Annotated in this window: 37 protein-coding genes; 3 read left to right on the top strand and 34 right to left on the bottom strand. The window is 68.0% G+C overall.

What is annotated here, in order from left to right; translation table 11 throughout:
* Window positions 1–48: 48 nt before the first annotated feature.
* From IZR01_RS33500 to IZR01_RS33370, 27 genes are all read right to left on the bottom strand, one after another.
* The gene (locus tag IZR01_RS33500; RefSeq protein WP_194926181.1) at window positions 49–546 is read right to left on the bottom strand and encodes a hypothetical protein; all 498 of its coding nucleotides are present in this window, start codon (window positions 544–546) and stop codon (window positions 49–51) included.
* A 165-nt stretch (window positions 547–711) separates the two neighbouring features.
* Window positions 712–1,500 carry a sensor domain-containing protein gene (locus IZR01_RS33495; RefSeq protein WP_194926180.1) on the bottom strand — a complete coding sequence of 263 codons (789 nt, stop codon included), beginning with the start codon at window positions 1,498–1,500 and terminating at the stop codon, window positions 712–714.
* Between the two features lie 80 nt (window positions 1,501–1,580).
* On the bottom strand, window positions 1,581–2,408 hold the full coding sequence (gene map / locus IZR01_RS33490) for a type I methionyl aminopeptidase (RefSeq protein ID WP_194896199.1): 828 nt from the start codon (window positions 2,406–2,408) through the stop codon (window positions 1,581–1,583).
* A 50-nt stretch (window positions 2,409–2,458) separates the two neighbouring features.
* Complete coding sequence (locus tag IZR01_RS33485; RefSeq protein WP_194926179.1) at window positions 2,459–3,136, bottom strand: adenylate kinase; 678 nt, start codon at window positions 3,134–3,136, stop codon at window positions 2,459–2,461.
* Window positions 3,137–3,227: 91 nt separating this feature from the next.
* Window positions 3,228–4,574, bottom strand: coding sequence for a preprotein translocase subunit SecY (gene secY, locus IZR01_RS33480; protein WP_194896201.1), 1,347 nt, complete (start codon window positions 4,572–4,574; stop codon window positions 3,228–3,230).
* Window positions 4,575–5,124: 550 nt separating this feature from the next.
* Entirely contained in the window at window positions 5,125–5,565 is a 441-nt protein-coding gene (rplO, locus tag IZR01_RS33475) for a 50S ribosomal protein L15 (RefSeq protein ID WP_194896202.1), read from the bottom strand.
* 1 nt (window position 5,566) lies between these two features.
* A complete protein-coding gene (gene rpmD, locus IZR01_RS33470) occupies window positions 5,567–5,749 on the bottom strand; it encodes a 50S ribosomal protein L30 (RefSeq protein WP_012785176.1) in 183 nt (60 codons plus the stop codon).
* A gap of 5 nt (window positions 5,750–5,754) precedes the next feature.
* On the bottom strand, window positions 5,755–6,393 hold the full coding sequence (rpsE, locus tag IZR01_RS33465) for a 30S ribosomal protein S5 (protein ID WP_194896203.1): 639 nt from the start codon (window positions 6,391–6,393) through the stop codon (window positions 5,755–5,757).
* Between the two features lie 55 nt (window positions 6,394–6,448).
* The gene (rplR, locus tag IZR01_RS33460; RefSeq protein WP_194896204.1) at window positions 6,449–6,832 is read right to left on the bottom strand and encodes a 50S ribosomal protein L18; all 384 of its coding nucleotides are present in this window, start codon (window positions 6,830–6,832) and stop codon (window positions 6,449–6,451) included.
* On the bottom strand, window positions 6,832–7,374 hold the full coding sequence (rplF, locus tag IZR01_RS33455; RefSeq protein WP_194896205.1) for a 50S ribosomal protein L6: 543 nt from the start codon (window positions 7,372–7,374) through the stop codon (window positions 6,832–6,834). The genes rplR and rplF overlap by 1 nt, the downstream gene beginning before the upstream one ends.
* 17 nt (window positions 7,375–7,391) lie before the next feature.
* On the bottom strand, window positions 7,392–7,790 hold the full coding sequence (gene rpsH / locus IZR01_RS33450) for a 30S ribosomal protein S8 (protein WP_194896206.1): 399 nt from the start codon (window positions 7,788–7,790) through the stop codon (window positions 7,392–7,394).
* Window positions 7,791–7,885: 95 nt separating this feature from the next.
* Window positions 7,886–8,071, bottom strand: a complete 186-nt coding sequence (locus tag IZR01_RS33445) for a type Z 30S ribosomal protein S14 (RefSeq protein ID WP_012785171.1) — start codon at window positions 8,069–8,071, stop codon at window positions 7,886–7,888.
* Between the two features lie 4 nt (window positions 8,072–8,075).
* A complete protein-coding gene (rplE, locus tag IZR01_RS33440) occupies window positions 8,076–8,648 on the bottom strand; it encodes a 50S ribosomal protein L5 (RefSeq protein WP_194896207.1) in 573 nt (190 codons plus the stop codon).
* The gene (rplX, locus tag IZR01_RS33435) at window positions 8,648–9,007 is read right to left on the bottom strand and encodes a 50S ribosomal protein L24 (RefSeq protein WP_194896228.1); all 360 of its coding nucleotides are present in this window, start codon (window positions 9,005–9,007) and stop codon (window positions 8,648–8,650) included. The genes rplE and rplX overlap by 1 nt, the downstream gene beginning before the upstream one ends.
* A gap of 12 nt (window positions 9,008–9,019) precedes the next feature.
* Window positions 9,020–9,388, bottom strand: coding sequence for a 50S ribosomal protein L14 (gene rplN / locus IZR01_RS33430; protein WP_194896208.1), 369 nt, complete (start codon window positions 9,386–9,388; stop codon window positions 9,020–9,022).
* A 90-nt stretch (window positions 9,389–9,478) separates the two neighbouring features.
* Window positions 9,479–9,760, bottom strand: a complete 282-nt coding sequence (gene rpsQ, locus IZR01_RS33425; RefSeq protein ID WP_194896209.1) for a 30S ribosomal protein S17 — start codon at window positions 9,758–9,760, stop codon at window positions 9,479–9,481.
* Window positions 9,757–9,981 carry a 50S ribosomal protein L29 gene (rpmC, locus tag IZR01_RS33420; protein ID WP_194896210.1) on the bottom strand — a complete coding sequence of 75 codons (225 nt, stop codon included), beginning with the start codon at window positions 9,979–9,981 and terminating at the stop codon, window positions 9,757–9,759. Before rpmC ends, rpsQ begins: the two co-directional genes overlap by 4 nt.
* A complete protein-coding gene (gene rplP, locus IZR01_RS33415) occupies window positions 9,981–10,400 on the bottom strand; it encodes a 50S ribosomal protein L16 (protein ID WP_012785165.1) in 420 nt (139 codons plus the stop codon). Before rplP ends, rpmC begins: the two co-directional genes overlap by 1 nt.
* A 2-nt stretch (window positions 10,401–10,402) precedes the next feature.
* A complete protein-coding gene (gene rpsC / locus IZR01_RS33410) occupies window positions 10,403–11,308 on the bottom strand; it encodes a 30S ribosomal protein S3 (RefSeq protein ID WP_194896211.1) in 906 nt (301 codons plus the stop codon).
* Complete coding sequence (gene rplV, locus IZR01_RS33405) at window positions 11,308–11,700, bottom strand: 50S ribosomal protein L22 (protein ID WP_194896212.1); 393 nt, start codon at window positions 11,698–11,700, stop codon at window positions 11,308–11,310. The genes rpsC and rplV overlap by 1 nt, the downstream gene beginning before the upstream one ends.
* On the bottom strand, window positions 11,693–11,974 hold the full coding sequence (rpsS, locus tag IZR01_RS33400) for a 30S ribosomal protein S19 (RefSeq protein WP_194896213.1): 282 nt from the start codon (window positions 11,972–11,974) through the stop codon (window positions 11,693–11,695). The genes rplV and rpsS overlap by 8 nt, the downstream gene beginning before the upstream one ends.
* 12 nt (window positions 11,975–11,986) lie before the next feature.
* Complete coding sequence (rplB, locus tag IZR01_RS33395) at window positions 11,987–12,823, bottom strand: 50S ribosomal protein L2 (protein WP_194896214.1); 837 nt, start codon at window positions 12,821–12,823, stop codon at window positions 11,987–11,989.
* Window positions 12,823–13,158 carry a 50S ribosomal protein L23 gene (gene rplW / locus IZR01_RS33390; protein ID WP_194896215.1) on the bottom strand — a complete coding sequence of 112 codons (336 nt, stop codon included), beginning with the start codon at window positions 13,156–13,158 and terminating at the stop codon, window positions 12,823–12,825. The genes rplB and rplW overlap by 1 nt, the downstream gene beginning before the upstream one ends.
* Window positions 13,155–13,808 carry a 50S ribosomal protein L4 gene (rplD, locus tag IZR01_RS33385; RefSeq protein WP_194896216.1) on the bottom strand — a complete coding sequence of 218 codons (654 nt, stop codon included), beginning with the start codon at window positions 13,806–13,808 and terminating at the stop codon, window positions 13,155–13,157. The genes rplW and rplD overlap by 4 nt, the downstream gene beginning before the upstream one ends.
* A 2-nt stretch (window positions 13,809–13,810) precedes the next feature.
* Entirely contained in the window at window positions 13,811–14,458 is a 648-nt protein-coding gene (gene rplC / locus IZR01_RS33380; protein WP_194896217.1) for a 50S ribosomal protein L3, read from the bottom strand.
* 11 nt (window positions 14,459–14,469) lie between these two features.
* Window positions 14,470–14,778 (bottom strand): 30S ribosomal protein S10, encoded by a 309-nt coding sequence (rpsJ, locus tag IZR01_RS33375; RefSeq protein ID WP_012785157.1) that lies wholly within the window; start codon window positions 14,776–14,778, stop codon window positions 14,470–14,472.
* Window positions 14,779–15,407: 629 nt separating this feature from the next.
* Entirely contained in the window at window positions 15,408–16,628 is a 1,221-nt protein-coding gene (locus IZR01_RS33370) for an FAD-dependent monooxygenase (RefSeq protein ID WP_194896218.1), read from the bottom strand.
* A gap of 136 nt (window positions 16,629–16,764) precedes the next feature.
* Here IZR01_RS33370 and IZR01_RS33365 point away from each other — a divergent pair, with 136 nt between their 5' ends.
* Entirely contained in the window at window positions 16,765–16,950 is a 186-nt protein-coding gene (locus IZR01_RS33365) for a type II toxin-antitoxin system prevent-host-death family antitoxin (protein ID WP_194896219.1), read from the top strand.
* A gap of 197 nt (window positions 16,951–17,147) precedes the next feature.
* On the opposite strand, the gene IZR01_RS33360 is transcribed toward IZR01_RS33365, so the two are convergent.
* Both IZR01_RS33360 and IZR01_RS33355 read right to left on the bottom strand, forming a co-directional pair.
* Entirely contained in the window at window positions 17,148–17,597 is a 450-nt protein-coding gene (locus IZR01_RS33360; RefSeq protein WP_194896220.1) for a PIN domain-containing protein, read from the bottom strand.
* Complete coding sequence (locus IZR01_RS33355) at window positions 17,587–17,805, bottom strand: hypothetical protein (RefSeq protein WP_194896221.1); 219 nt, start codon at window positions 17,803–17,805, stop codon at window positions 17,587–17,589. The genes IZR01_RS33360 and IZR01_RS33355 overlap by 11 nt, the downstream gene beginning before the upstream one ends.
* A gap of 126 nt (window positions 17,806–17,931) precedes the next feature.
* Here IZR01_RS33355 and IZR01_RS33350 point away from each other — a divergent pair, with 126 nt between their 5' ends.
* Complete coding sequence (locus IZR01_RS33350; RefSeq protein ID WP_194896229.1) at window positions 17,932–18,423, top strand: nucleotidyltransferase domain-containing protein; 492 nt, start codon at window positions 17,932–17,934, stop codon at window positions 18,421–18,423.
* A gap of 78 nt (window positions 18,424–18,501) precedes the next feature.
* On the opposite strand, the gene tuf is transcribed toward IZR01_RS33350, so the two are convergent.
* The 5 genes from tuf to IZR01_RS33325 all read right to left on the bottom strand — a co-directional run bounded on the left by tuf (window position 18,502) and on the right by IZR01_RS33325 (window position 23,775).
* Entirely contained in the window at window positions 18,502–19,695 is a 1,194-nt protein-coding gene (gene tuf, locus IZR01_RS33345) for an elongation factor Tu (RefSeq protein WP_194896222.1), read from the bottom strand.
* A gap of 88 nt (window positions 19,696–19,783) precedes the next feature.
* A complete protein-coding gene (gene fusA, locus IZR01_RS33340; protein ID WP_194896223.1) occupies window positions 19,784–21,901 on the bottom strand; it encodes an elongation factor G in 2,118 nt (705 codons plus the stop codon).
* Window positions 21,902–21,926: 25 nt separating this feature from the next.
* Window positions 21,927–22,397: a 30S ribosomal protein S7 gene (gene rpsG / locus IZR01_RS33335; protein WP_194896224.1), complete on the bottom strand. Its 471-nt coding sequence runs from the start codon at window positions 22,395–22,397 to the stop codon at window positions 21,927–21,929.
* Window positions 22,397–22,771 carry a 30S ribosomal protein S12 gene (gene rpsL, locus IZR01_RS33330; protein ID WP_194896225.1) on the bottom strand — a complete coding sequence of 125 codons (375 nt, stop codon included), beginning with the start codon at window positions 22,769–22,771 and terminating at the stop codon, window positions 22,397–22,399. Before rpsL ends, rpsG begins: the two co-directional genes overlap by 1 nt.
* A gap of 542 nt (window positions 22,772–23,313) precedes the next feature.
* Window positions 23,314–23,775: a hypothetical protein gene (locus tag IZR01_RS33325; RefSeq protein ID WP_194926178.1), complete on the bottom strand. Its 462-nt coding sequence runs from the start codon at window positions 23,773–23,775 to the stop codon at window positions 23,314–23,316.
* 63 nt (window positions 23,776–23,838) lie between these two features.
* On the opposite strand from IZR01_RS33325, the gene IZR01_RS33320 reads away from it, so the two are divergent.
* Window positions 23,839–24,183: hypothetical protein (locus IZR01_RS33320; RefSeq protein WP_194926177.1), on the top strand; the 345-nt coding region annotated here is incomplete at its 3' end.

Genomic DNA, 24,183 nt, shown 5'->3' with positions numbered 1-24,183 from the left:
CCGTGGGGAACGGACCGCAACCACCCCACAAACCGCAGCCGCTGAGACTCACCCAGCCACCCGAGGGAACCGCGCTAGTTTCCCTGAGGTTGCCGAGGCCCGCCGGAGGCCCGGCCCTTCATCACAGCCCTTGACCTTGACCTTGATCTTCAGCTCTTGATCTTGCTTGTGGCCCTTGATCTCGCGCTTGATCTTGCGCTTGATCTGGCCTGTGCCCTTGTTCTGACTTGCCCGAGTTGAAGAGGCCTGAGATGCGGCGGGGTCGTGAACGCGAAAACCGGCAGCCAACACACAGACTCGCCGACCCGAACCCCGAACCGGCACAACCATGACCGAAGGCCGTAAAAAGCTTTGAAACCCACAAACAAACCGCGACCCGGCCCGCAGAGCCAGCCACCAACAGATCCCGCCCAGCGACCGGCCCGTCGTGAACCACCAGGCAAAGGTCGCCTGACACGGCACTGACACGGAGACCAGATCTGGCTGCGCAGCGCGAACGGCGCCGACTTCCGCCAGCGAAGAACCGGCAAGCGCGCTGAAGATCAAGCCCCTGCGATCGGGAAGAGCTCGGCGAGCGACCTCTGGGCTTCGGCTGGCGAAGCAGCAGCTGGACTCGGCGAATCCACCCTCTGCGATCAGCCGAGCCGCAGCTTCAGTCTTAGCCCGAGCGCCAGCGCCAGCCGCAGCCACCTAGGCCCCAGCCCCAGCTGCCTAAGCCTCAGCCCCAGCCGCAGCCGCCGAAGCCGCAGCCGCCGCCGCCGCCGAAGCCGACCTCGTCACCGGCACCGGCGCCGCCCCGGAATCCGCCGCCGCCGGGTCCTGCACCTTCGCCACCGCCCGGCTTACCACCTGCTGCGTCAGGTCCGGGTCGCCGTCGCCGAAGCCGGTGTCGGCGACGTACAGCAGGGTGCTGTCGACCCGGGTCAGTACCAGGTCCACCTGGGCCGGGAGGTCGTCTATGTCGGCGGTGATGCGGATCGCGGCGCTGGCGTCGCCGGTGGGCGGGAAGGGCAGTTGCGTCACCAGGAAGTCGTAGGTGCTGCCGTCTTTGTCGGTCTCGGTGAGTTTGGTGCAGCTGCGCATCGCCTCGGTGACGGTGGCCAGGAGTCGCTGGGCCGCTTCGGGGGTGGCGAAGCCGGCCAGGCCGGTGGCGATGTTGGGGCCGAACTGGGAGCGGGTGAAGGAGGTGTTGGCGGTGACCAGGGCGCCGGGCGGGTGGCCTTCGGTGTTCATCAGGTCCGTCATCGGGCGGCAGGCGGGGTCGGCGGAGGACATGGTGCCGTTGGCGTCGTCGGTGCCGTCGTCGGTGATGAAGCCCGGTGGCATGTCGGCCAGGGTCAGCAGGCGGGCGTGCAGGTCCGCCGCGGTGGGCCGGGCCGGGGGCGCCGGGTTCGAGGCGGCGGCGGGTTTGGCCGCGCTCTTGCCTGCGCCGCAGCCAGCCGTGGTGGCCAGGGCCACCAGCGCCGCGGCCGCGAGGGCGGCCGTTCGGTCACGAGCCATGGTTCATCGTCCGCCGGGGTCAGGGTCGGGGCCGGTGGGTGGCTTGGTGCGCGGGGCCCTGTCGGTCACTGGGTCTGTCGTCACTCTTCCGGAGCAGTGGTCACCACGATGCCCTCGGGGGTCAGGGCGACGGTGTGCTCCCAGTGTGCGGCGTACGACCCGTCCTTGGCCACGACCGTCCAGTCGTCGGCCAGCACCCGGGTCTTGTTCTTGCCCAGGGTCAGCATCGGCTCGATGGCGATCGCCATGCCGGTGGTCAGGACCGTGCGCTCGCCCCGGACCGGGTAGTTGAACACCATCGGCGCCATGTGCATGGCCGAGCCGATGCCGTGGCCGCCGTAGTCGCGGACGATGCCGTAGCGGCGGGACTGCGCGCGGGTGTAGCCGTCGATCGCGGTGGAGACGTCGTTGAGGGCGATGCCCTCCTTGACCGCGTTGATGCCGGCCCACATCGCCTGCTCGGTGACCCGGGACAGCTCGGCCAGTTCCGGGGCCACCTCGCCGACCGGGACGGTGATCGCCGCGTCCGCGTGCCAGCCCCGGGTGTTCCAGCGGCCGGCCGCGGCCTGGGCCGGGTCGGCCGGGATGATCGCGCCGCAGTCGATGGAGATCAGGTCTCCCTCGCGCAGCGTGCGCGAACCGGGGATGCCGTGCACGATCTCCTCGTTGACCGAGGCGCAGATCGAGCCGGGGAAGTCGCCGTAGCCCAGGAAGGACGGCGCGGCGCCCTGGCTGCGGATGGACTCCTCGGCGATCCGGTCCAGCTCACCGGTGGTGATGCCCGGCCGGACCGCCGAGCGCAGCAGCGCCAGCGTTCCGGAGACGACCAGACCGGCCTGCTTCATCACCTCGAACTGCTCGGCGGTCTTCAGCTCGATGATGCCGTCGTCGTCACCGTGGGCGTGCATGTGTGGGAATTCCTTCGGGACTGCGGGAGGGTACGGCCGGCCGTTGTGCCTCAGCCGCGGGCGGCGTCCACCGCGGCGAACGCGCGGGCGGTGATGACGTCGACCTCGCCGGTGGCGTCGATCGTGGTCAGCACGCCCTGCTCGCGGTAGTAGTCGATGATCGGGGCGGTCTCGGCGGCGTACACCTCCAGGCGGGTGCGCACCACGTCCTCGGCGTCGTCCGAGCGCTGGTAGAGCTCACCACCGCAGATGTCGCACTTGTCGCCGGCCTTGGACGGGCTGTAGTCGACGTGGAAGATGTGCCCGGAGTCGTTGCGGCACAGCCGGCGGCCGGAGATCCGCTTGACCACCTCGCCGTTGTCCACCTCCAGGTCCAGCACGACGTCCAGGTAGGCCTTGCCGGCCGAGGGCGACACGCCGTTGTCGGCCAGGATCTTGTCCAGCTCCTCGGCCTGCGCGACGTTGCGCGGGAAGCCGTCGAGCAGGAAACCGCCCGCCGCGTCCGCCTGGCCGAGCCGGTCGCGGACGATGTCTATGGTGAGCTCGTCCGGCACCAACTGGCCGGCGTCCAGGTACTCCTTGGCCTTCACGCCCAGCGGGGTGCCCTGCGAGATGTTCGCCCGGAAGATGTCACCGGTACTGATCTTCGGTACGCCCAGGTGCGAGGCGATGAACGAGGCCTGCGTGCCCTTGCCCGCCCCCGGCGGTCCGACGAGAACGATACGCACTAGATGAGGAACCCTTCGGCGTCAGTGGGACGGACGGCCGAGTGCCGCCCGCTTCGGGTGAGGCGCGTCGACGCCGTCGTCATCACCGCCGTCACCGCAGGAAGCCTTCGTAGTTGTGCTGCTGGAGCTGCGACTCGATCTGCTTCACGGTCTCCAGGCCCACGCCCACCATGATCAGGATGGTGGTGCCGCCGAACGGGAACTTACCGCTGGCGTGCAGCTCGGCCAGCGCGATCATCGGGATGATCGCGATGATCGACAGGTACAGGGCGCCGGGCCAGGTGACCCGGGTGGAGACGTACTGCAGGTACTCGGCGGTGGGCTTGCCGGCCCGGATGCCCGGGATGAAGCCGCCGTACTTCTTCATGTTGTCCGCGATCTCGTCCGGGACGAAGGTGATCGAGACGTAGAAGAAGGCGAAGCCGAGGATCAGCAGGAAGTAGGCGATGGAGTAGGTCAGCGAGTAGCCGTTGGTACTCATCCCGAACTCCTTGTTCACCCAGTGCGCCCAACCCTTCTGGGCGTTCGGGTTCGTGAAGTTCGCGATCATCAGCGGCAGCTGGAGCAGCGAGGAGGCGAAGATGACCGGGATGACGCCGGCCTGGTTCACCTTCATCGGGATGTAGGTCGAGGACCCGCCGTACATCCGCCTGCCGACCATGCGCTTGGCGTACTGCACCGGGATCCGGCGCTGGCCCTGTTCGACGAAGACCACCGCGCCGACCATGACCATGCCCATCAGCAGCACGCCGAAGAACACCGGCCAGCCGTTCATGGTGGTGCTGGCCTGCTTGATGGACCACAGCGAGGACGGGAAGTTCGCGGTGATCGAGGTGAAGATCAGCAGCGACATGCCGTTGCCGATGCCGCGGTCGGTGATCAGCTCGCCGAGCCACATGATCAGCGTGGTGGCCGCGGTCAGGGTGATCACCATGACGCCCATGCCGGCCCAGTTGACCTTGGTGAAGATCACGTTCGAGCCGGAGCACCCCGGGCCGAGCAGCGCGCTCGGGTTGTTCTTCATCAGGGTGAGCATCGTGGTCGACTGCAGGACCGCCAGCCCGATGGTCAGATACCGGGTGTACTGCGTGATCTTCGTCTGGCCGGCCTGGCCCTCCTTCTTGAGGGCTTCCAGGCGCGGGATCACGACGGTCAGCAGCTGCAAGATGATCGACGCGGTGATGTAGGGCATGATGCCCAGCGCGAAGATCGACAGCTGCAACAACGCCCCGCCGGAGAACAGGTTGATCAGGCCCAGCGCTCCGTTGCTCTGGCCGTTGGCCTTGCTGATCCCCACACACTGACTCAGCGTGTGGGTGTCCACGCCCGGCGCCGGGATGTGGGCGCCCAACCGGAACAAGGCCATGATGGCCAGCGTGAAGAGCAGCTTCTTGCGCAGGTCGGGCGTACGAAACGCCCGAGCGAATGCGGTGAGCATGGTCCTCCTGCGCCTTGACGCGACAGATTGTCAAAGGGTCCTGATGACCGCGGTCCTGTCAGCTCCACGCTGGTACGCGGGGCTGGCGAGGGCACGCGGGGTCGGGTCGGGGTGATGGCCGACCTGCGCCATCTTACGCATAGCAGGAGCGCGATGGCGAGCGTCGGCTGGGGGGCTTCGGCGGTCGGTGGCTGACAGGTAACTGGGGGTGGGGGTGGCGACCCCTCACACCCGGCCGATCCCGCCCTGCCGCCGACCTCACGCAGGACGTTTCCGGTGCCCACGGCCCGAGTCCGGGCCGGGAAGACCGAAACCGTGCCGGTGTGCCCGGCACAGGCGCCCTACGCTGCGTGATCCCTTTTGTGTGCTTGAACATCGGCAATCGATCGTGCGATCGGCTGGCAACCCGACGCCAGGCCCTACCTATCTATATGGACGCGCCACACATCTACCTGGACACATCACACGAGACGGACGGGCCACACACGTAATGGGCGCCGCCCGAACCTTCCGGCCCGGACGGCGCCCATCGTGTTTCCTACTGCTCTGCTCAGATCTCCTCGACGGAGCCGCCGGCCGCGGCCAGCTTCTCCTTCGCGGAGGCGGAGAAGGCGTGCGCCTTCACCCGCAGGGCGACCGAGACCTCGCCGGTCCCGAGCACCTTGACCAGTTCGTTGTCGCGGACCGCGCCCTTGGCGATCAGGTCCTCGACGGTGACCTCGCCGCCGGCCGGGTACAGCGCCGAGAGCTTGTCCAGGTTCACGACCTGGAACGTCACCTTGAACGGGTTCTTGAAGCCCCGGGCCTTCGGCAGCCGCATGTGCAGCGGCATCTGGCCGCCCTCGAAGCGGGCCGAGACCTGGTAGCGGGCCTTGGTGCCCTTGGTACCGCGGCCGGCGGTCTTGCCCTTGGAGCCCTCACCGCGACCCACGCGGGTCTTCGGCGTCTTGGCGCCCGGGGCCGGGCGCAGGTGGTGGACCTTCAGTGTCATGTCAGTCGACCTCCTCGACCTTGACCAGGTGGCGGACGGTGTGGACCATGCCGCGGAACTGCGGCAGGTCTTCCTTCACCACGGTGTCGTTGATCCGCTTCAGACCGAGCGACCGGAGGGTGTCCCGGTGGTTCTGCTTGGTCCCGATCTTCGAGCGGGTCTGCGTGATCTTCAAACGGGCCATGTCTCTCAGCTCCCCACACCGGCACGGGCGCGCAGGAGGGCGGCCGGGGCCACGTCCTCCAGCGGCAGCCCGCGGCGCGCGGCGACTTCCTCGGGGCGCACCAGGCCCTTCAGAGCCGCCACGGTCGCGTGGACGATGTTGATCGGGTTGTCCGAGCCGAGCGACTTGCTCAGCACGTCGTGGACGCCCGCGCACTCCAGCACGGCACGCACCGGGCCGCCGGCGATGACGCCGGTACCGGGGGAGGCCGGCTTCAGGAGAACGACGCCGGCGGCGCGCTCGCCCTGAATCGGGTGCGGGATGGTGCCCTGGATGCGCGGGACCTTGAAGAAGTTCTTCTTGGCCTCCTCGACACCCTTGGCGATCGCGTCCCGGACTTCCTTCGCCTTGCCGTAGCCGACGCCCACGGTGCCATCGCCGTCGCCGACGATCACCAGGGCGGTGAAGCTGAAGCGACGGCCACCGCGCACGACCTTGGCCACCCGGTTGATGGTGACGACGCGCTCGATGTGCGCCGACTTCTCAACCGGCGCCTGGTCGCCGCGACGGTCGCGGCGCTCGCGGCGGTTGTTGCCGCCCTCGCCGCCGCCGCCCTGGTTGTTCTGACCACCGAAGCCGCCTCCGCGGCGCTGCGGACCAGCCATCAGAGGCTCCTTCCGTTCGTTGAATACCCGTTGTCGTCCTTGTTCGGCACAAGCCTCACAGCTCCAGCCCCGCTTCCCGGGCGCCGTCGGCCACCGCGGCCACCCGGCCGTGGTACTTGTTGCCGCCGCGGTCGAAGACGACCGTGCCGACACCCTTGGCCTTGGCCCGCTCGGCGACGAGCTTGCCGACTTCCTTGGCCCTGGCGGTCTTGTCGCCCTCGCCGGTGCGCAGGCCGGACTCCATGGTGGAGGCCGAGGCCAGCGTGACCCGGGTGACGTCGTCCACGACCTGCGCCACCATGTGGCGCGCGGAGCGGGTGACCACCAGGCGCGGACGCAGAGCGGTGCCGGCGACCTTCTTGCGGACGCGCAGGTGACGCCGCTTGACGGCGTTGCGCTTCTTCGCCGAACCCTTGCCGATCTTGACTGCGAAAGCCATTACTTCTTCCCAGCCTTTCCGGCCTTCCGGCGGATGACCTCGCCGGTGAACTTGATGCCCTTGCCCTTGTAGGGGTCGATCTTGCGCAGCTTCTTGATGTAGGCGCAGATCTCGCCCACCTGCTGCTTGTCGATCCCGGACACGGAGAACCTGGTCGGGCTCTCCACGGCGAAGGTGATGCCATCGGGGGCCGGGACCGGCACCGAGTGGCTGTAGCCGAGGGCGAACTCGAGGTCCTTGCCCTTGGCGGTCACGCGGTAACCGACACCGGAGATCTCCAGCTGCTTGGTGTAGCCCTGGGTCACGCCGATGATCATGTTGTTGACCAGGGTCCGCGACAGACCGTGGCGCTCCTTGGCGACCCGCTCGTCGTTCGGGCGCGAGACGACGAGGTTGCCGTCCTCGCCCTTGGCGATCGTGATCGGGGACACGACGGTGTGCGACAGGGAGCCCTTGGGCCCCTTGACGGTCACGTCCTGGCCGCTGATGGTGACGTCGACGCCGGTGGGAACCGGGATCGGCAGCCGTCCAATACGAGACATTGCTACTCCTCCTTCCCTTACCAGACGTAGGCGAGGACTTCGCCGCCGACGCCCTTGCGGGCGGCCTGGCGGTCGGTCAGCAGACCGGTCGAAGTCGAGATGATGGCGACGCCGAGCCCGCCCAGAACCCGAGGCAGGCTCGTGGACTTCGCGTAGACACGCAGACCCGGCTTGGAGATCCGCTTGATCCCGGCGATGGAACGCTCACGGTTCGGCCCGAACTTCAGGTCGATGGTGAGGGACTTGCCCACCTCCGCGTCCTCGACCTTCCAGGAGGCGATGTAGCCCTCCTGCTTGAGGATCTCGCAGATGTGCGTCTTGATCTTGCTCGACGGCATGGTCACCTCGTCGTGGTACGCCGAGTTGGCGTTCCGCAGCCGGGTGAGCATGTCCGCGATCGGGTCGGTCATGGTCATAGTTGGCCGTAGGCCTTCCTCGCCGTGGTATCCCCGCGCTGCTCACGCTCTTCCGATAGGAGCGCACATACACGGGGACCTGCGGCGTGTAGTAGTTACCAGGAGCTCTTCGTGACACCCGGCAGTTCGCCGGCATGCGCCATCTCGCGCAGGCAAACCCGGCACAGGCCGAACTTGCGGTAGACCGAGTGCGGACGACCGCACTTGGAGCAGCGGGTGTAGCCGCGCACCTTGAACTTCGGCTTCGCGAGAGCCTTGTTGATCAGGGCCTTCTTCGCCATTTGCTCACGCCTCCTTGAACGGGAATCCGAGGAGACGCAGCAGGGCGCGACCCTCATCGTCGGTGCGAGCGGTCGTCACGACGGTGATGTCCATGCCGCGCACGCGGTCGATCTTGTCCTGGTCGATCTCGTGGAACATCGACTGCTCGTTCAGACCGAAGGTGTAGTTGCCCCGGCCGTCGAACTGCTTGGGCGAGAGCCCACGGAAGTCGCGGATACGGGGCAGCGCGATCGACACCAGCCGGTCGCAGAACTCCCACATCCGGTCGCCGCGCAGCGTGACGTGCGCACCGATGGGCTGACCCTCGCGCAGCTTGAACTGCGCGATGGACTTGCGGGCCCGGGTCACGGTCGGCTTCTGGCCGGTGATCGCCGCGAGGTCGCGGACGGCGCCGTCCATCAGCTTGGAGTCACGGGCGGCGTCGCCGACACCCATGTTCACGACGATCTTGGTCAGACCGGGGATCAGCATGACGTTCGGGAAGCCGAACTGCTCCTTGAGCGCCGGGGCGATCTCCGAGCGGAAACGCAGCTTCAGCCGCGGCTGCACCGCGGTCTCAGTCTCAGTCACAGTCATCAGATGTCCTTACCGGTGCGCTTGGCGTAACGAACGCTGCGCGTGACGGTCTTCTTCGAACCGTCGGCGAGCGTGCGCTCCTCCTCCACGCGGCGGTAGCCCACGCGCGTGACGACCTTGGCGCCCTCGTGCTCGACGACCAGCATCACGTTGGAGACGTGGACCGGGGCCTCGACGGTGATGATGCCGCCGGTCTTGCTCCCGCGGACGGACTGGCCGACCTTGGTGTGCTTCTTGACCCGGTTGACACCCTCGACCAGGACCTTCTCGGTCTCCGGGAAGGCCTGAATGACCTTGCCCTGAAGACCCTTGTCCTTGCCGGTGATGACCTGGACCAGGTCACCCTTCTTGATGTTCAGCGACGCCATGGCTTACAGCACCTCCGGGGCGAGCGAGACGATGCGCATGTAGCGCTTCTCGCGCAGCTCACGGCCCACCGGGCCGAAGATGCGGGTCCCGCGCGGGTCCCCGCCGTCCTTGATCAGGACGGCCGCGTTCTCGTCGAAGCGGATGTACGAGCCGTCGGGACGCCGGCGCTCCTTGACGGTGCGCACGACGACCGCCTTGACGACGTCGCCCTTCTTGACGCCCGCGCCGGGCAAGGCGTCCTTGACGGTGGCGACGATGACGTCGCCGATTCCGGCGTAGCGGCGGCTGGAGCCACCGAGCACGCGGATGCAGAGGATTTCCTTCGCACCCGTGTTGTCGGCGACCCGGAGCCGCGACTCCTGCTGGATCACTTATCTATCTCCTTCGTCGTGCCGGTTCACCGCCGGGCCGCGGGGTTCGAATCCCGCGGCCGGCCGGCGGTGCCTGGCCGAACGGACTGGTTACTTGGCCTTCTCGAGAACCTCGACCAGGCGCCAGCGCTTGGTCGCCGAGAGCGGCCGGGTCTCCATGAGCAGGACGCGGTCGCCGATGCCGGCCGTGTTCTGCTCGTCGTGGGCCTTCAGCTTGGTGGTGCGGCGCACGACCTTGCGGTACTTGGGGTGCGTCTTGCGGTCCTCGACGAGAACGACGATGGTCTTCTCCATCTTGTCGCTCACGACGTAGCCCTCACGCACCTTGCGCGCGCCACGCTCCTCGGTGCTCTCCACCGTCTGCTCGCTCACTTCGCCTCCTCAGTACTGATGCCGAGCTCACGCTCTGTCATCAAGGTGTAGATGCGAGCGATGTCCTTCTTCACGGCGCGCATGCGGCCGTGGTTCTCAAGCTGGCCGGTGGCCTGCTGGAAGCGGAGGTTGAACAGCTCCTCCTTGCTCTCACGGAGCTTCTCCAGCAGTTCGGCGTCGCCGAGCTCGCGCAGTTCGCGCGCGGTGGTCCCGGTCGCCATCAGATGTCACCTGCCTCACGCTTGATGATCCGGCACTTGAGCGGGAGCTTGTGCGTGGCGCGAAGCAGGGCCTCGCGTGCGCGCTCCTCGTTCGGGTACGAGAGCTCGAAGAGCACTCGGCCGGGCTTGACGTTCGCGACCCACCACTCGGGCGAGCCCTTACCGGAACCCATGCGGGTCTCGGCGGGCTTCTTGGTCAGCGGACGGTCCGGGTAGATGTTGATCCACACCTTGCCACCACGGCGGATGTGCCGGTTGATGGCGATACGAGCGGACTCGATCTGCCGGTTGGTCACGTACGCCGGGGTCAGCGCCTGGATGCCGTACTCGCCGAACGCCAGGTTGTTGCCGCCCTTGGAGGCGCCGGAGCGACCGGGGTGGTGCTGCTTGCGGTGCTTGACCCGCCGAGGGATCAGCATCGTCACGCCTCCTTGGTCTCGGTCACGGCCTCGGCAGCCGGGGCCTCCGCGGGGGCGGATGCCGGCGCCTGGGCCTGGTTCTGCTGGCCACCGTCGCGACCGCCGCCACCGCCGCCTTCGCGACGCGGGCCGCGGCCACCGCCGCCGCCGTCACGACGCGGGCCGCGGCCACCGTCGCGACCGCCACCGCCGCCGCCGTCACGGCCACCGCCACGGCGGTCGCCGTCACGCTGCGGACGCCCGGCGCGGGCTTCGGCGGCGTTCAGCGCACGCTGAGCCGACAGCGAGGTGACATCGCCCTTGTAGATCCAGACCTTCACGCCGATCCGGCCGAAGGTGGTCTTGGCCTCGTAGAAGCCGTAGTCGATGTTCGCGCGCAGCGTGTGCAGCGGCACGCGACCCTCGCGGTACTGCTCCGAGCGGCTCATCTCAGCGCCGCCCAGACGACCGGAGACCTGGACCTTGATGCCCTTGACGCCGGCCTTCATCGAGGACTGGATCGCCTTGCGCATCGCGCGGCGGAACGCCACGCGCTGGGCCAGCTGCTCCGCGATGCCCTGCGCGACCAGCTGAGCGTCGCTCTCGGGGTTGCGCACCTCGAGGATGTTCAGCTGGACCTGCTTGGCGGTCAGCTTCTCCAGCTTGCCGCGGATGCGGTCGGCCTCGGCGCCGCGGCGGCCGATGACGATGCCCGGACGCGCGGTGTGGATGTCGACGCGGACGCGGTCACGCGTGCGCTCGATCTCCACCTTGCTGATGCCCGCGCGGTCCATGCCGTCGGTCATCAGGCGGCGGATCTCGACGTCTTCCTTGACGTAGTCCTTGTACAGCTTGTCGGCGTACCACCGGGACTTGAAGTCCGTGGTGATGCCGAGGCGGAACCCATGCGGGTTAACCTTCTGGCCCACTATCGGGTCCTGCCCTTCTGCGCGACGCCCGCGGTCTCCTGGACCACGATCGTGATGTGCGAGGTCCGCTTGCGGATGCGGTAGGCGCGGCCCTGGGCACGCGGCCGGAACCGCTTCAGGGTCGGGCCCTCGTCCACGTAGGCCTCGGTGATGACCAGCTGGCCATTGAGCTGCTTGTTGTTGCGGGCGTTGGCGGCAGCCGACGCGACGCACTTGAAGACCGGCTCAGCGGCGGCGTACGGGGCGAAGCGCAGGGTGTCCAGCGCCTTCTCCACGTCCTGGCCGCGGACCATGTCCACGACCCGGCGCACCTTCATGGCGGTCATGCGGATGTTCTTCGCCTGGGCAATGGCCTCATTGCCCGCGAGGTCCTTGGCCTTGTTCTCAGCCACGGCGCGACCTCCGATCGTCCTTCACGTGACCCTTGAACGTACGGGTCGGGGAGAACTCACCGAGCTTGTGGCCGACCATGGCCTCGGTGATGAACACCGGGATGTGCTTGCGGCCGTCGTGCACGGCGATGGTGTGACCCAGCATGTCCGGCACGATCATCGAGCGCCGGGACCAGGTCTTGATGACGGTCTTGGTGTTCTTCGCGTTCTGGGCGTCCACCTTCTTGATCAGGTGGCCGTCCACGAAGGGGCCCTTCTTGAGACTGCGCGGCATCTAAACCTCCTCCTAGCGCTTCTTGTTGGTCTTGCGACGGCGGACGATGTACTTGTCGGAGGCCTTGCCCGGCTTGCGGGTACGGCCCTCCTTCTGACCCCACGGGGAGACCGGGTGGCGGCCACCGGAGGTCTTGCCCTCACCACCACCGTGCGGGTGGTCGATCGGGTTCATCGCCACACCGCGGACGGTCGGGCGCTTGCCCTTCCAGCGCATGCGGCCGGCCTTGCCCCAGTTGATGTTCGACTGCTCGGCGTTGCCGACCTCGCCGACCGTGGCGCGGCAGCGCATGTCGACGTTGCGGATCTCGCCGGAGGGCAGGCGCAGCTGCGCGAAGCCGCCGTCCTTGGCGACCAGCTGGACGCTGGCGCCGGCGGACCGGGCCATCTTCGCCCCGCCGCCGGGACGGAGCTCGATCGCGTGGATCGTGGTACCGGTCGGGATGTTGCGCAGCGGCAGGTTGTTGCCGGGCTTGATGTCCGCGCCGGGACCGTTCTCGATCCGGTCGCCCTGGCTCAGGTTCTTCGGAGCCAGGATGTAGCGCTTCTCGCCGTCCGCGTAGTGCAGCAGCGCGATGCGCGCGGTGCGGTTCGGGTCGTACTCGATGTGCGCGACCTTGGCCGGCACGCCGTCCTTGTCGTGGCGGCGGAAGTCGATCAGGCGGTACGCGCGCTTGTGGCCGCCACCCTGGTGGCGGACGGTGATACGCCCGTTGCTGTTCCGGCCGCCCTTGCTGTGGACCGGGACGACCAGCGACTTCTCCGGGGTGCTCCGGGTGATCTCGACGAAGTCGGCGACCGAGGAGCCGCGGCGGCCCGGGGTCGTCGGCTTGTACTTACGGATGCCCATTAGGAAACCGGCCCTCCAAACAGCTCGATGCGGCCCTTCTTGCCGTCACCGGGATTGGGGTCCACGGTCACGATCGCGCGCTTGGTGTTCTTGCGCTGGCCCACGCCGAAGCGGGTCCGCTTGCGCTTGCCCTGGCGGTTGATCGTGTTCACCGACAGGACCTTGACGTCGAAGATCTCCTCGACGGCCTCGCGGATCTGGATCTTGTTCGTGTCCGGGTGGACGACGAAGGTGTAGGTGTTCTGGTCCAAGAGCGCGTAGCTCTTCTCGGACACCACCGGCTTGATGATGATGTCGCGGGCCAGGACGCCGCGGTCAGCGAATTTGCTGGTCACGCGTCGCTCCCCTCAACTTCGAGGGAGCTGGCCACCGCGGTAGCAGACTTCCCCTTGGCGGGACCGGCCACGAACTGGTCGAAGGCGCCCTGGGTGAACACGACGGCGTCGTTGACGAGCACGTCGTAGGTGTTCAGCTGGCCGACGTCGATCAGGTGCACGGTCGGGACGTTCCGGAGGCTCTTGTAGGAGACCTCGTCGGTGCGCTGCAGGACCACCAGCAGGTTCTTGTGCTCGCTGATGCCCTTGAGCAGCGTCACGGCGGACTTGGTGTTCGGGGTCTGGCCCTGGACCAGGGCGTCCACCACGATCACGCGGCCGTCGCGGGCCCGGTCGGACAGGGCACCGCGCAGCGCGGCGGCCTTCATCTTCTTCGGGGTCCGCTGGGCGTAGTCACGCGGCACGGGGCCGTGCACGACGCCACCGCCGGCGAACTGCGGCGCGCGGGTCGAGCCCTGACGGGCCCGGCCGGTGCCCTTCTGCCGGTACGGCTTCTTGCCGCCGCCGCGGACTTCACCGCGGGTCTTGGTCTTGTGCGTGCCCTGACGGGCCGCCGCCAGCTGGGCCACCACGACCTGGTGGATCAGCGGGATGTTGGTCTGGACGTCGAAGATCTCGCCGGGGAGGTCGACGGAGACAACCTGCGTCATAGTCAGGCTCCCTTCTTGACCGAGGTCTTGACCAGCACCAGGCCGCCGTTGGGGCCGGGAATGGCACCCTTGACCAGGATCAGGCCCTTCTCGGCGTCCACAGCCTGGACGGTGAGGTTCTGGACGGTCACGCGCGCCGAGCCCATGCGGCCGGCCATGCGCACGCCCTTGAACACGCGACCGGGGGTCGCGCAGGCGCCGATGGAACCGGGCGAGCGGTGCTTGCGCTGCACGCCGTGGCCCGCGCCGAGGCCCTTGAAGTTGTGGCGCTTCATGACGCCGGCGAAGCCGTGGCCCTTGGAGGTCCCGGAGACGTCGACGATCTGGCCGGAGGCGAAGGCCTCGGCGGTGATCTCCTGGCCGAGCGCGTACTCGGCGGCGTCGGTGGTCCGGATCTCCACGGTGTAGCGGCGCGGCGTCACGCCGGCCTTCGCGAAGTGGCCGGCCTCCGGCTTGTTCACCTTGGTCGGCTTCACGGCACCGTAGGCGATCTGCACGGCCTCGTAGCCGTCGATCTCCTGCTTGCGGATCTGCGTCACCACGCACGGCCCGGCCTTGACGACGGTCACCGGGATCACCCGGTTGTTCTCGTCCCAGACCTGGGTCATGCCGAGCTTTTCGCCCAGGACGCCCTTAATCTGCTTTCCCATGTGCCGGCCGCCTAGAGCTTGATCTCGATGTCGACGCCCGCCGGCAGGTCGAGACGCATCAGCGAGTCAACCGTCTTCGGGGTCGGGTCGAGGATGTCGATGAGTCGCTTGTGCGTGCGCATCTCGAAGTGCTCGCGCGAGTCCTTGTACTTGTGCGGCGAGCGGATGACGCAGTACACGTTCTTCTCAGTCGGCAGCGGCACCGGACCGGCGACCTGCGCACCAGTGCGGATCACGGTCTCGACGATCTTCTTCGCCGAGGAGTCGATCACCTCGTGGTCATAGGCCTTGAGCCTGATGCGGATCTTCTGTCCCGCCATGGCTGCTTGGTTCCTTATCCTTCGTCTTTCTTGGACCTGTTGTCCGGCGTCTGCGTCGGCCGACCCCGATCGGTGCCGAGGACTGCTCGCATCAACGCGCCCGGCGGATCGGGGTGGTTGTGGACCCACCCGAGCACCGGGTTCGCACGCGTTCCACAGCCTGTGTGTCCCGCGAAGCTTGTCGTGCTTCGTCCCGTGTCGTCCGGTCCACGCGGTCGGGCGTGTCGCCCGGTGGAGCGCAGTGATTCCTTGGGCGTGGCTCATCGCCTCGCCTGCAGAACCGGATTCCGCGAGAATGTGCCCTACCAGCTACGGAACCCCGGCCGAAGACGGCCTGGAATCCCCGCGCACCCTGCGAGCGGGCGCGAACGGTCGAGCAACCTCAACAGTATGGCCCAGGCCTGGGGGTTTTGGGAAATCGGGGCGTGGGCATACCACGGTTCTTTTTTGAGATGTGATATGGGGCACGTCGCCGCGCGGCCGCGATCGACGCCCCGAGCCTGGTCACCCACCGGAATCGGGTCGGCACTGTCGACATTCGGCCCCCGGGCACTCCCCGCACCCGCCGATCCAGATACCGACCCGACTGGCGCGGCGCAAATCCGACTCAAGCGGCGCCGATCCGGCCGTCATGCCGCGAGGCGCGGCCCCGGCGCGGCGGACACCGTGGCCGCGGGCACGTACTCCTTGTACTCCACCGCGTTCGCGGCCCGGCCGGTGAGCCAGTTGAAGAAACCGGCGACCAGCTTGCGGGTCAGCATCTTGTAGGCCTTGTTGCGGCTGCGGATCTTCTTGTCGTCGACCGGCGCCAGGAAGGTGCCCGAGCCCTTGCCCTGCTTCTGGCCGATCTTGGCCGCCGGGCGCAGGATCCGCTCGTAGGCGGCGAAGGCCGCGGCGTGGTCGCCGCCCGCCCCGGCGAGTTCGCCGGCCAGCACGTTCGCGCCCATCATCGCCATGCCGGTGCCGCTGCCGCCGGGGCCGGCGCACCAGGCGGCGTCGCCGAGGAGCACGACGCGGCCGGTGGACCAGCGGTCCATGTGGATCTGGCTGAGGGTGTCGAAGTAGAGGTCGTCGGCCTCCCACATGCCCTTCAGGAGCGCCGGCGTCTCCCAGCCCGCGTTCGCGTAGGCGGCGGCGACCAGTTCCTTCTGCGCCTCGGCGTCGCGGCGGTCGTAGACCAGGCCCGGGGCGTGGAAGACGAAGCCGACCCCGAGCCGGTCCCGGTCCCGGGCGCTGGCGGCCATCACGCCGCAGCCGGGAACGTTGTAGATGCGGCCTTCGTGGTCCAGGCCGAGGGTGTTCGGCGCGGTGAAGCCGGCGATCGCCCAGCCGAGGTCCTTGCGGAACCCCTCCTCGGGGCCGAAGGCCAGCCGGCGCACGCCGGAGTGCAGGCCGTCGGCGCCGACCACCAGGTCGTAACTACCGGTCGCGCCGCTGGCGAAGGTCACCTGGACACTGTCCGGGCCCTGCTCCAGGCCGACTATGAACTCGCCGAAGACGTAGTCGGTGTACTCGCTGGTCGCCTCGTACAGGATCCGGGCCAGGTCCCCGCGCTCGACCTCGACCTCGCCGCTGAAGAAGGCCGAGTCGAAGGCCACCACCGGCTGCCCCGCGCCGTCGATCACCACCTGGTCCCCCATCGCGGTCTCGGCCGCCTTGACCGCGTCGAAGATGCCCATCGCCTTCAGCAGCCTCACCTGCTCACCGCGGAAGTCCACGGCGCCGCCGCTGTCGCGCAGGAAGGCCGAGCGCTCGACCACGGTCGTCTGGAAGCCGTGCCGGTGCAGCCAGTAGGCCAGCGCGGGACCGGCGATTCCGGCGCCGGAGATGAGAATGCTGCGGTTGTTCATGGCTTTGCTCCCTTGGATCGCCCACCCTGTCGTGCTCGGTGAGACGACTGTACAACCGTCTTGAACGATCGTGCAAGACGATTGTACAAACGTGTCGATCCGCGATTCCCGGCGGCGTGCGGCATACCGTCGCGCCATGGAAGCCGCCTACACCCTCGACGACGCCCGCGCCCTGTTCCCCGACCTGGTCGAGGAGGCCCGCCTGACGCGCCACCCGGTCTACGTCACCGACGAGGCCGGCGAGCCGGTCGTGGCGATCGTCGGGATGCACTGGCTGGAGGAGTGCGAGAAGTTGATGGCGCAGAGCGGGTCACCCGCCTGAGAGGGTGGAAAGTGACGATTTGCGGTATACGGAACCGCCGGCTGACTACGGAAATGGCGGAACGGTCTAGGAGCAAGCATGGCTAGACAGGTGGCCCGCGCATCCTGGTTGGCTGTAAGGGGCCTCCTGGCGACGCCAGGGGCCGCTCATAGGCCACGCGGCTCCGTCGCCATATGCGCTCAGCGCGCCGCGAATTGTCACTTTCCACCCTCTGAGACCACCTCCAGGCCGTAGCGGTCGACGAAGTAGCGGTAGGGCCGCGCGTCGCCGGTGGCCAGCGGCAGGCCGTAGGACAGGCACCCGGCGGCGAGCCAGCAGTGGTTCAACGCCGGCACGCTCCCGGCCCGCTGCGCCGCCACCGTGATGCGGCCCCAGATGCGGGCCACGGTCTCGTCGCCGAGGATCATGCGCCGTGGATCAACCCACTGACACAGGTCCTCGGCGCGGGGATGGCCCCACAACAACCGCTCGGGCCAGGTGACCAACTCGGCCACCGTGGTGAACGGCAACACGACGGTCCGGCCCGCGAGCCCGCCCGGCGCCCGCCCGGGCACGAACAGGCGCGAGGCGACATCGGTATCGGCGGCGATGAGATCGGGGCCCGCCTCCGGACCGCGCTGCGAGCGGCCCTCCAGGTCAGCCGGCATGCTGCCGCCGCTCGGCACGCAGCCAGGCCAGAAAGGCCTCGTGCTCGCGATCGGAGGCGAACAATGTCGGCCAGCCGGCCAGCTCCTCGAGCGTCATCGGCCGCACGCCGGCCACACTGACCTGCCGGTCCAGATCGCCGCGCCGCAGCGGCTGGATCCGGGCCAGCCAGGCGTCGAAGGTCTCGCCGGGCAACGGTGGATACTTCACACCAACCTCCGAGGTTCGGGGAATTACATCTAGTTAATGTCCCCGCTGCCGCTCACGAGCGTGAGGCGGTCAGGAAATTCACTCGAAAGTAGAACGCTGCGATATTCGGGTACGGTGCCGGACGTGATGACGGCTGACGACGTACTCGAAGTCCTCGCCCGGCTGTCCGAGGCGGGCGCCGACCACTGGATCGGCGGCGGCTGGGGCATCGACGCCCTGGTCGGCGCCCAGAGCCGGGAGCACCGCGACCTGGACCTGATGCACCGCCTCGATCAGGAGCCGGCGGTGCTCGCCGCTTTGGCGCGGGCCGGTTTCGCCGAGACGCTCGACTGGCGCCCGGTGCGGTTCGCCATGGCAGACGCCTCGGGGCGGGAGATCGACCTGCATCCTCTGGTCTTCGGCGAGGACGGGTCGGCAGTACAGGCATCGCTGGATCCGGAACGCCCTTTCGCCTATCCCGCCTCGTGTTTCGTCACCGGGGCGGTCGCCGGGCAGGTGGTCCCCTGCCTGTCGGCCGCACAGCAGGTGTACTTCCACCAGGGCTACGAACCGACGGATCGGGATCGCCACGACATGACCCGGCTGCGTCAGGCGTTCGGGATCGCCACGCACTTCTGATTCCAGACAGAAAGGCCCCCGGAGCCGAAGCTCGGGGGGCCTTCCCAGTACCGCAGTGGCCTGACGGCCACGGAGTACTTACTTCGTGATCTTCACAACGCGGCCGGCGCCGACGGTGCGGCCACCCTCACGGATGGCGAACCGCAGGCCCTCCTCCATGGCGATCGGCTGGATCAGCTCGACGGCCATCTCGGTGTTGTCGCCCGGCATGACCATCTCGGTGCCCTCGGGGAGGGTCACGACGCCGGTCACGTCGGTGGTCCGGAAGTAGAACTGCGGACGGTAGTTGTTGAAGAACGGGGTGTGGCGGCCGCCTTCGTCCTTGGACAGGATGTAGACGTTCGCGTCGAACCCGGTGTGCGGGGTGGTCGTGCCCGGCTTGATCACGACCTGGCCGCGCTCGACGTCGTCGCGCTTGATGCCGCGCAGCAGCAGACCGACGTTCTCACCGGCCTGGCCCTCGTCGAGCAGCTTGCGGAACATCTCGACGCCGGTGACCGTGGTGGTCTGCTTCTCGTTGCGGATGCCCACGATGTCGACGGTCTCGTTGACCTTGACGACGCCGCGCTCGATGCGACCGGTGACCACGGTGCCGCGACCGGTGATCGTGAAGACGTCCTCGATCGGCATCAGGAACGGCTTGTCGATCTCGCGCTCCGGCTGCGGGATCGAGTCGTCGACCGCCTGCATGAGCTCCATGAGCTTGGCGCTCCACTCCGGGTCGCCCTCCAGCGCCTTCAGCGCCGAGACGCGGATGACCGGCAGGTCGTCGCCCGGGAACTCGTACTCCGAGAGCAGCTCGCGGACCTCGAGCTCGACGAGCTCCAGGATCTCCTCGTCGTCCACCATGTCCGACTTGTTCAGCGCGACCACGATGTAGGGGACGCCGACCTGGCGGGCCAGGAGCACGTGCTCCTTGGTCTGCGGCATCGGGCCGTCGGTGGCGGCCACGACCAGGATGGCGCCGTCCATCTGGGCCGCACCGGTGATCATGTTCTTGATGTAGTCCGCGTGACCGGGGCAGTCCACGTGCGCGTAGTGCCGCGCCTCGGTCTGGTACTCGACGTGCGCGATGGAGATGGTGATACCGCGCTGACGCTCTTCGGGCGCCTTGTCGATCTGGTCGAACGGGGTGTACGGGTTCAGGTCCGGGTGAGCGTCGTGCAGAACCTTGGTGATGGCCGCGGTCAGCGTCGTCTTACCGTGGTCGATGTGACCGATGGTACCGATGTTGACGTGCGGCTTGGTCCGCTCGAACTTCGCCTTCGCCACGATGTCCTCCTGTTGGACGGTTGTGGTGCCGCCGAGGGATGGCTGCCCCCGGCGGCTCTACAGATTTGTTTAGGTGAACCGGCTTGGGCTACTCGCCGCGCGCCTTCTTAACGATCTCCTCCGCCACGTTCCGGGGAACCTCGGCGTAGGAGTCGAACTGCATGCTGTACGAGGCCCGGCCCGACGTCTTGGACCGGAGGTCCCCGACGTAGCCGAACATCTCGCTCAGCGGAACCAGGGCCTTGACGACCCGGGAGCCGAACCGCTCCTCCATGGCCTGGATCTGGCCACGGCGGGAGTTCAGGTCGCCGATCACTTCGCCCATGTAGTCCTCGGGCGTGGTGACCTCGACCGCCATCATCGGCTCCAGCAGCGCCGGATCGGCCTTGCGGGCCGCTTCCTTGAACGCCATGGAACCGGCGACCTTGAACGCCATCTCCGAGGAGTCGACGTCGTGGTACTTGCCGTCCAGCAGCGTCACCTTGACGCCGGTCAGCGGGAAGCCGGCGAGCACGCCGAACTCCATCGCGTCCTGGCAGCCGGCGTCCACCGAGGGGATGTACTCCTTGGGGATGCGGCCACCGCTGACGGCGTTGACGAACTCGTAGCCCTCGGCACCCGGCTCGCCGTCCGCAAGCGGCTCCAGCGAGATGATGACGGAGGCGTACTGGCCCGAACCACCGGTCTGCTTCTTGTGCGTGTACTCGACCTTCGGCACCGCGCGACGGATGGTCTCGCGGTAGGCCACCTGCGGCTTGCCGACGTTGGCCTCGACCTTGAACTCCCGGCGCATGCGGTCCACCAGGATCTCCAGGTGGAGCTCGCCCATGCCGGAGATGATGGTCTGGCCGGTCTCCTCGTCCGTGCGGACCTGGAAGGACGGGTCCTCCTCGGCCAGGCGCTGGATCGCGGTGCCCAGCTTCTCCTGGTCGGACTTCGTCTTGGGCTCGACGGCGACGTGGATCACCGGGGCCGGGAAGGTCATCGACTCCAAGATGATCGGGTTCGCGGTGTCCGACAGCGTCTCGCCGGTGGTGGTGTCCTTCAGACCCATCACGGCGATGATGTCGCCGGCGCCCACCGACTCGATCTCCTCACGCTTGTTCGCGTGCATGCGGTAGATCTTGCCGATGCGCTCCTTGCGCCCCTTGACGGAGTTCAGGTACGTACCGCCGGACTCCAGCACGCCGGAGTAGACCCGCACGAACGTGAGCTTGCCCAGGTGCGGGTCGCTCATGATCTTGAAGGCCAGCGCCGACATCGGCTCGTCGTCGGAGGGCTTGCGGTGCAGCACCGTCTCCTCGTCACCGACCTTGTGGCCGTCGATGGCGTCCACGTCCAGCGGCGAGGGCAGGTAGCGGACGATCGCGTCGAGCAGGGGCTGAACGCCCTTGTTCTTGAACGCGGTACCGCAGAACACCGGGTTCAGCTTGGCGGCGAGGGTGGCGCGGCGGATGGCCGCGTACAGCTGCTCCGTGGTGGGCTCCTTGCCCTCCAGGTACAGCTCCATCATCTCGTCGTCGGCCTCGGCCAGGGTCTCCAGCAACCGTCCGCGCCACTCGTCGGCGGCCTCGGTGTGGGTGTCCGGGATGTCGACCTCGTCGTAGGCCTCGCCCAGCTTGGTCTCGGCACTCCAGACCAGGGCCTTCATCTTCACCAGGTCGATGACGCCCTTGAAGTCCGCCTCGGCGCCGATCGGCAGTTGCATGACCAGCGGCACGGCCTGCAGCCGGGTCACGATCATGTCGACGCAGCGGTGGAACTCCGCGCCGGTGCGGTCCAGCTTGTTGACGAAGCAGATCCGCGGGACGCCGTAACGGTCGGCCTGCCGCCAGACCGTCTCGGACTGCGGTTCCACGCCGGCGACCCCGTCGAACACCGCGACCGCGCCGTCGAGCACGCGCAGGGAACGCTCCACCTCGACGGTGAAGTCGACGTGCCCGGGCGTGTCGATGATGTTGATCGTGTTGTCGACGTTGTCCACCGTCCAGTGACAGGTGACAGCAGCGGAGGTGATCGTGATGCCACGCTCCTGCTCCTGCTCCATCCAGTCGGTGGTGGCAGCGCCGTCGTGGACCTCGCCGATCTTGTAGCTCATCCCGGTGTAGTACAGGATGCGCTCGGTCGTCGTGGTCTTGCCCGCGTCGATGTGGGCCATGATCCCGATGTTGCGGACCTTGGCCAGGTCAACGGCGTTGGGGGCCATTTCGCTCAGCTCTTTCCGGTCTCGACTACCAGCGGTAGTGCGCGAACGCCTTGTTGGCGTCGGCCATCTTGTGCGTGTCCTCGCGGCGCTTGACCGAGGCACCCAGGCCGTTGGAGGCGTCCAGGAGCTCGTTCATCAGGCGCTCGGTCATCGTCTTCTCGCGGCGCTGCCGGGAGTAGCCGACGAGCCAGCGCAGCGCGAGGGTCGTCGAGCGGCCGGCCCGGACCTCGATCGGCACCTGGTAGGTGGCACCGCCGACGCGGCGGGACTTGACTTCCAGGGTCGGCTTGACGTTGTCCAGCGCGCGCTTGAGCGTGATCACCGGGTCGGTGCCGGACTTCTCCCGGCAGCCTTCCAGGGCGCCGTAGACGATGCGCTCGGCGGTGGACCGCTTGCCGTCCAGCAGAACCTTGTTCACCAGCGAGGTGACCAAGGGAGAGTTGTAGACCGGGTCGATGACGACCGGGTGCTTCGGGGCAGGACCCTTACGAGGCATTAGCTCTTCTCCTTCTTGGCGCCGTAGCGGCTGCGGGCCTGCTTGCGGTTCTTGACGCCCTGGGTGTCGAGCGAGCCACGGACGATCTTGTACCGAACGCCCGGCAGGTCCTTCACGCGGCCGCCGCGCACGAGCACGATGGAGTGCTCCTGCAGGTTGTGGCCGACGCCCGGGATGTACGCCGTGACCTCGATGCCGGAGGAGAGCTTCACACGGGCCACCTTGCGCAGAGCCGAGTTCGGCTTCTTGGGCGTGGTGGTGTACACGCGGGTGCAGACGCCGCGGCGCTGCGGGGACCCCTTGAGCGCAGGAGTGTTGTTCTTCACAACCTTGTCCTGCCGGCCCTTGCGGACCAACTGCTGAATGGTAGGCACTAGGTCAGGCCTTCCCTTTCTTTCTAAGTCTCCGCACGGGCGACCCCGGGCGCGGAGTGCTACTACCTCTCGGTTTCGCGTCGAGTTCCTGCTTGTTGTCCAGCGATCGCGACGGCCGACCCGCGGCGCGGTCGTCTTGTCCGGGTATCACCCGGGACGTCCGGTCCACGAGGTCGGGTGTGTCGCGACCTACAGACCCCTGCTGACTCCCGGTTGGGCTGTGCGGTGAACGCCAGCTCATACCCGGATGGTGCGCAGGCAGGAGTAGCCGGGGGGACACCCCTGGCACGGCGACGAGCCTACCCAGGGCATGCCGGTGAGGTCAAAACGGGGAGAGGGACCCTAGCACCGGATAAGGCCACCATCAAGGCGGCTGGTCCGTGCGCCGGGCACCTCCACGTCAGTCCCCGCCCCGAACTTATCTATTCTCGCATGCCGGACACCCTCGCGTGACCGATTAACGGCTCGGGTGACAATGAGCGGCAGATGGGTCAACGGCTGGGGCCCGGGAGGTATTCCCGCGCCACATCCGCGCGCTGGCCTCACGTGAGCAACAGCGTCAGCACACCCTTGATTCCGGCGTGCGCCACGAAGTAGTAGTGGAAGATCAGGTAGGCCAGGATCGCCAGATCGGCCAACCCCAGCACCCGCGCCAGATCCGCGAGCCCGGCCCCGGACCGCGCCCCCTCGGCCGCGAGTATGTTCCGCTTGGCCTGGGTCCCCCACCGCGCGGCGAACACCGCGGCCAGCAACGCCACGACGATCGGCAGGTTGTAGAACGGCGTCCACGACGACCAGGCGAGCACCGCGGCCGCCATCGCCAGCACAGCCCGCAGGTCCGGCCGCGCCCCCCGCTCCGGCCCGCCGTAGCCGCCCTGCCGCGGCACCGGGCTGGGCGAGGGCCGGCTGCCGGCCGCGCTGTAATTGGGACGCCCGACTTCGGGCTGGTCGTTCATCGGCGTGGCCGCCTTCCGGGTCACTGACTCCAGGTTCAGGGTACCCACGATGGAACCTGAACCACCGCTCAAGCATCAAAGGTCTGTATCGTCCGCACACCGGGGGGACCCATGACCTTCCAGCAACACTTCGACGCGCTCGACGTGACCACTCGCGCAGCGCTGGTTTTCCGTTACCGCGAAGGGCTTCCGCTCTCGCATGTGGCTCAGTTGGTCGACCGGCCGGCCCGCAAGCTGGGTCCACAGCTGGAGCGGACGCTGAGCGCGCTCCGCGACGCCGGCGCGCTCGATGGGGCCGACGGGTTCGATCAGGCTGGCGCACTCGATGGGGCCGAGGACGCGCAGGACGCTCTGCGTCGGCGGCTTGAGGAGCTGCGCGGGGATCCGGCGCTGTCGTCGTTCAGCCTGGTGTCCGCGGTGCGGGCCGAGCGGAACCGGCGCGGGCTGTTGCGGGGG

Origin of the sequence: Catenulispora pinisilvae (assembly GCF_015356865.1) — a bacterium.
GTDB lineage: Bacteria > Actinomycetota > Actinomycetes > Streptomycetales > Catenulisporaceae > Catenulispora > Catenulispora pinisilvae.
Note: the sequence above shows the minus strand (reverse complement) of the source record. Positions and strands in the feature narration are given on the sequence as shown.

Coding starts and splice junctions, on each gene's coding strand:
- rpsJ (WP_012785157.1), bottom strand. CDS start 14,778: ATGGCGGGACAGAAGATCCGCATCAGGCTCAAGGCCTATGACCACGAG.
- map (WP_194896199.1), bottom strand. CDS start 2,408: ATGCACGCCCACGGTGACGACGACGGCATCATCGAGCTGAAGACCGCC.
- rplO (WP_194896202.1), bottom strand. CDS start 5,565: ATGACACTGAAGGTCCACCACCTGCGCCCGGCCCCGGGCGCCAAGACG.
- IZR01_RS33360 (WP_194896220.1), bottom strand. CDS start 17,597: ATGCCGGCTGACCTGGAGGGCCGCTCGCAGCGCGGTCCGGAGGCGGGC.
- secY (WP_194896201.1), bottom strand. CDS start 4,574: ATGCTCACCGCATTCGCTCGGGCGTTTCGTACGCCCGACCTGCGCAAG.
- rplB (WP_194896214.1), bottom strand. CDS start 12,823: ATGGGCATCCGTAAGTACAAGCCGACGACCCCGGGCCGCCGCGGCTCC.
- IZR01_RS33495 (WP_194926180.1), bottom strand. CDS start 1,500: ATGGCTCGTGACCGAACGGCCGCCCTCGCGGCCGCGGCGCTGGTGGCC.
- IZR01_RS33365 (WP_194896219.1), top strand. CDS start 16,765: ATGGAAGCCGCCTACACCCTCGACGACGCCCGCGCCCTGTTCCCCGAC.
- rpsE (WP_194896203.1), bottom strand. CDS start 6,393: ATGGCTGGTCCGCAGCGCCGCGGAGGCGGCTTCGGTGGTCAGAACAAC.
- rplE (WP_194896207.1), bottom strand. CDS start 8,648: ATGACTGTGACTGAGACTGAGACCGCGGTGCAGCCGCGGCTGAAGCTG.
- IZR01_RS33370 (WP_194896218.1), bottom strand. CDS start 16,628: ATGAACAACCGCAGCATTCTCATCTCCGGCGCCGGAATCGCCGGTCCC.
- rplC (WP_194896217.1), bottom strand. CDS start 14,458: ATGGGAAAGCAGATTAAGGGCGTCCTGGGCGAAAAGCTCGGCATGACC.
- IZR01_RS33350 (WP_194896229.1), top strand. CDS start 17,932: ATGACGGCTGACGACGTACTCGAAGTCCTCGCCCGGCTGTCCGAGGCG.
- rpmD (WP_012785176.1), bottom strand. CDS start 5,749: ATGGCCCGTTTGAAGATCACGCAGACCCGCTCGAAGATCGGGACCAAG.
- rplF (WP_194896205.1), bottom strand. CDS start 7,374: ATGTCTCGTATTGGACGGCTGCCGATCCCGGTTCCCACCGGCGTCGAC.
- rpsG (WP_194896224.1), bottom strand. CDS start 22,397: ATGCCTCGTAAGGGTCCTGCCCCGAAGCACCCGGTCGTCATCGACCCG.
- rpmC (WP_194896210.1), bottom strand. CDS start 9,981: ATGGCGACCGGGACCACCGCGCGCGAACTGCGCGAGCTCGGCGACGCC.
- rpsS (WP_194896213.1), bottom strand. CDS start 11,974: ATGCCGCGCAGTCTCAAGAAGGGCCCCTTCGTGGACGGCCACCTGATC.
- rplR (WP_194896204.1), bottom strand. CDS start 6,832: ATGGCTTTCGCAGTCAAGATCGGCAAGGGTTCGGCGAAGAAGCGCAAC.
- rpsH (WP_194896206.1), bottom strand. CDS start 7,790: ATGACCATGACCGACCCGATCGCGGACATGCTCACCCGGCTGCGGAAC.
- IZR01_RS33445 (WP_012785171.1), bottom strand. CDS start 8,071: ATGGCGAAGAAGGCCCTGATCAACAAGGCTCTCGCGAAGCCGAAGTTC.
- fusA (WP_194896223.1), bottom strand. CDS start 21,901: ATGGCCCCCAACGCCGTTGACCTGGCCAAGGTCCGCAACATCGGGATC.
- rplD (WP_194896216.1), bottom strand. CDS start 13,808: ATGACGCAGGTTGTCTCCGTCGACCTCCCCGGCGAGATCTTCGACGTC.
- rplP (WP_012785165.1), bottom strand. CDS start 10,400: ATGCTGATCCCTCGGCGGGTCAAGCACCGCAAGCAGCACCACCCCGGT.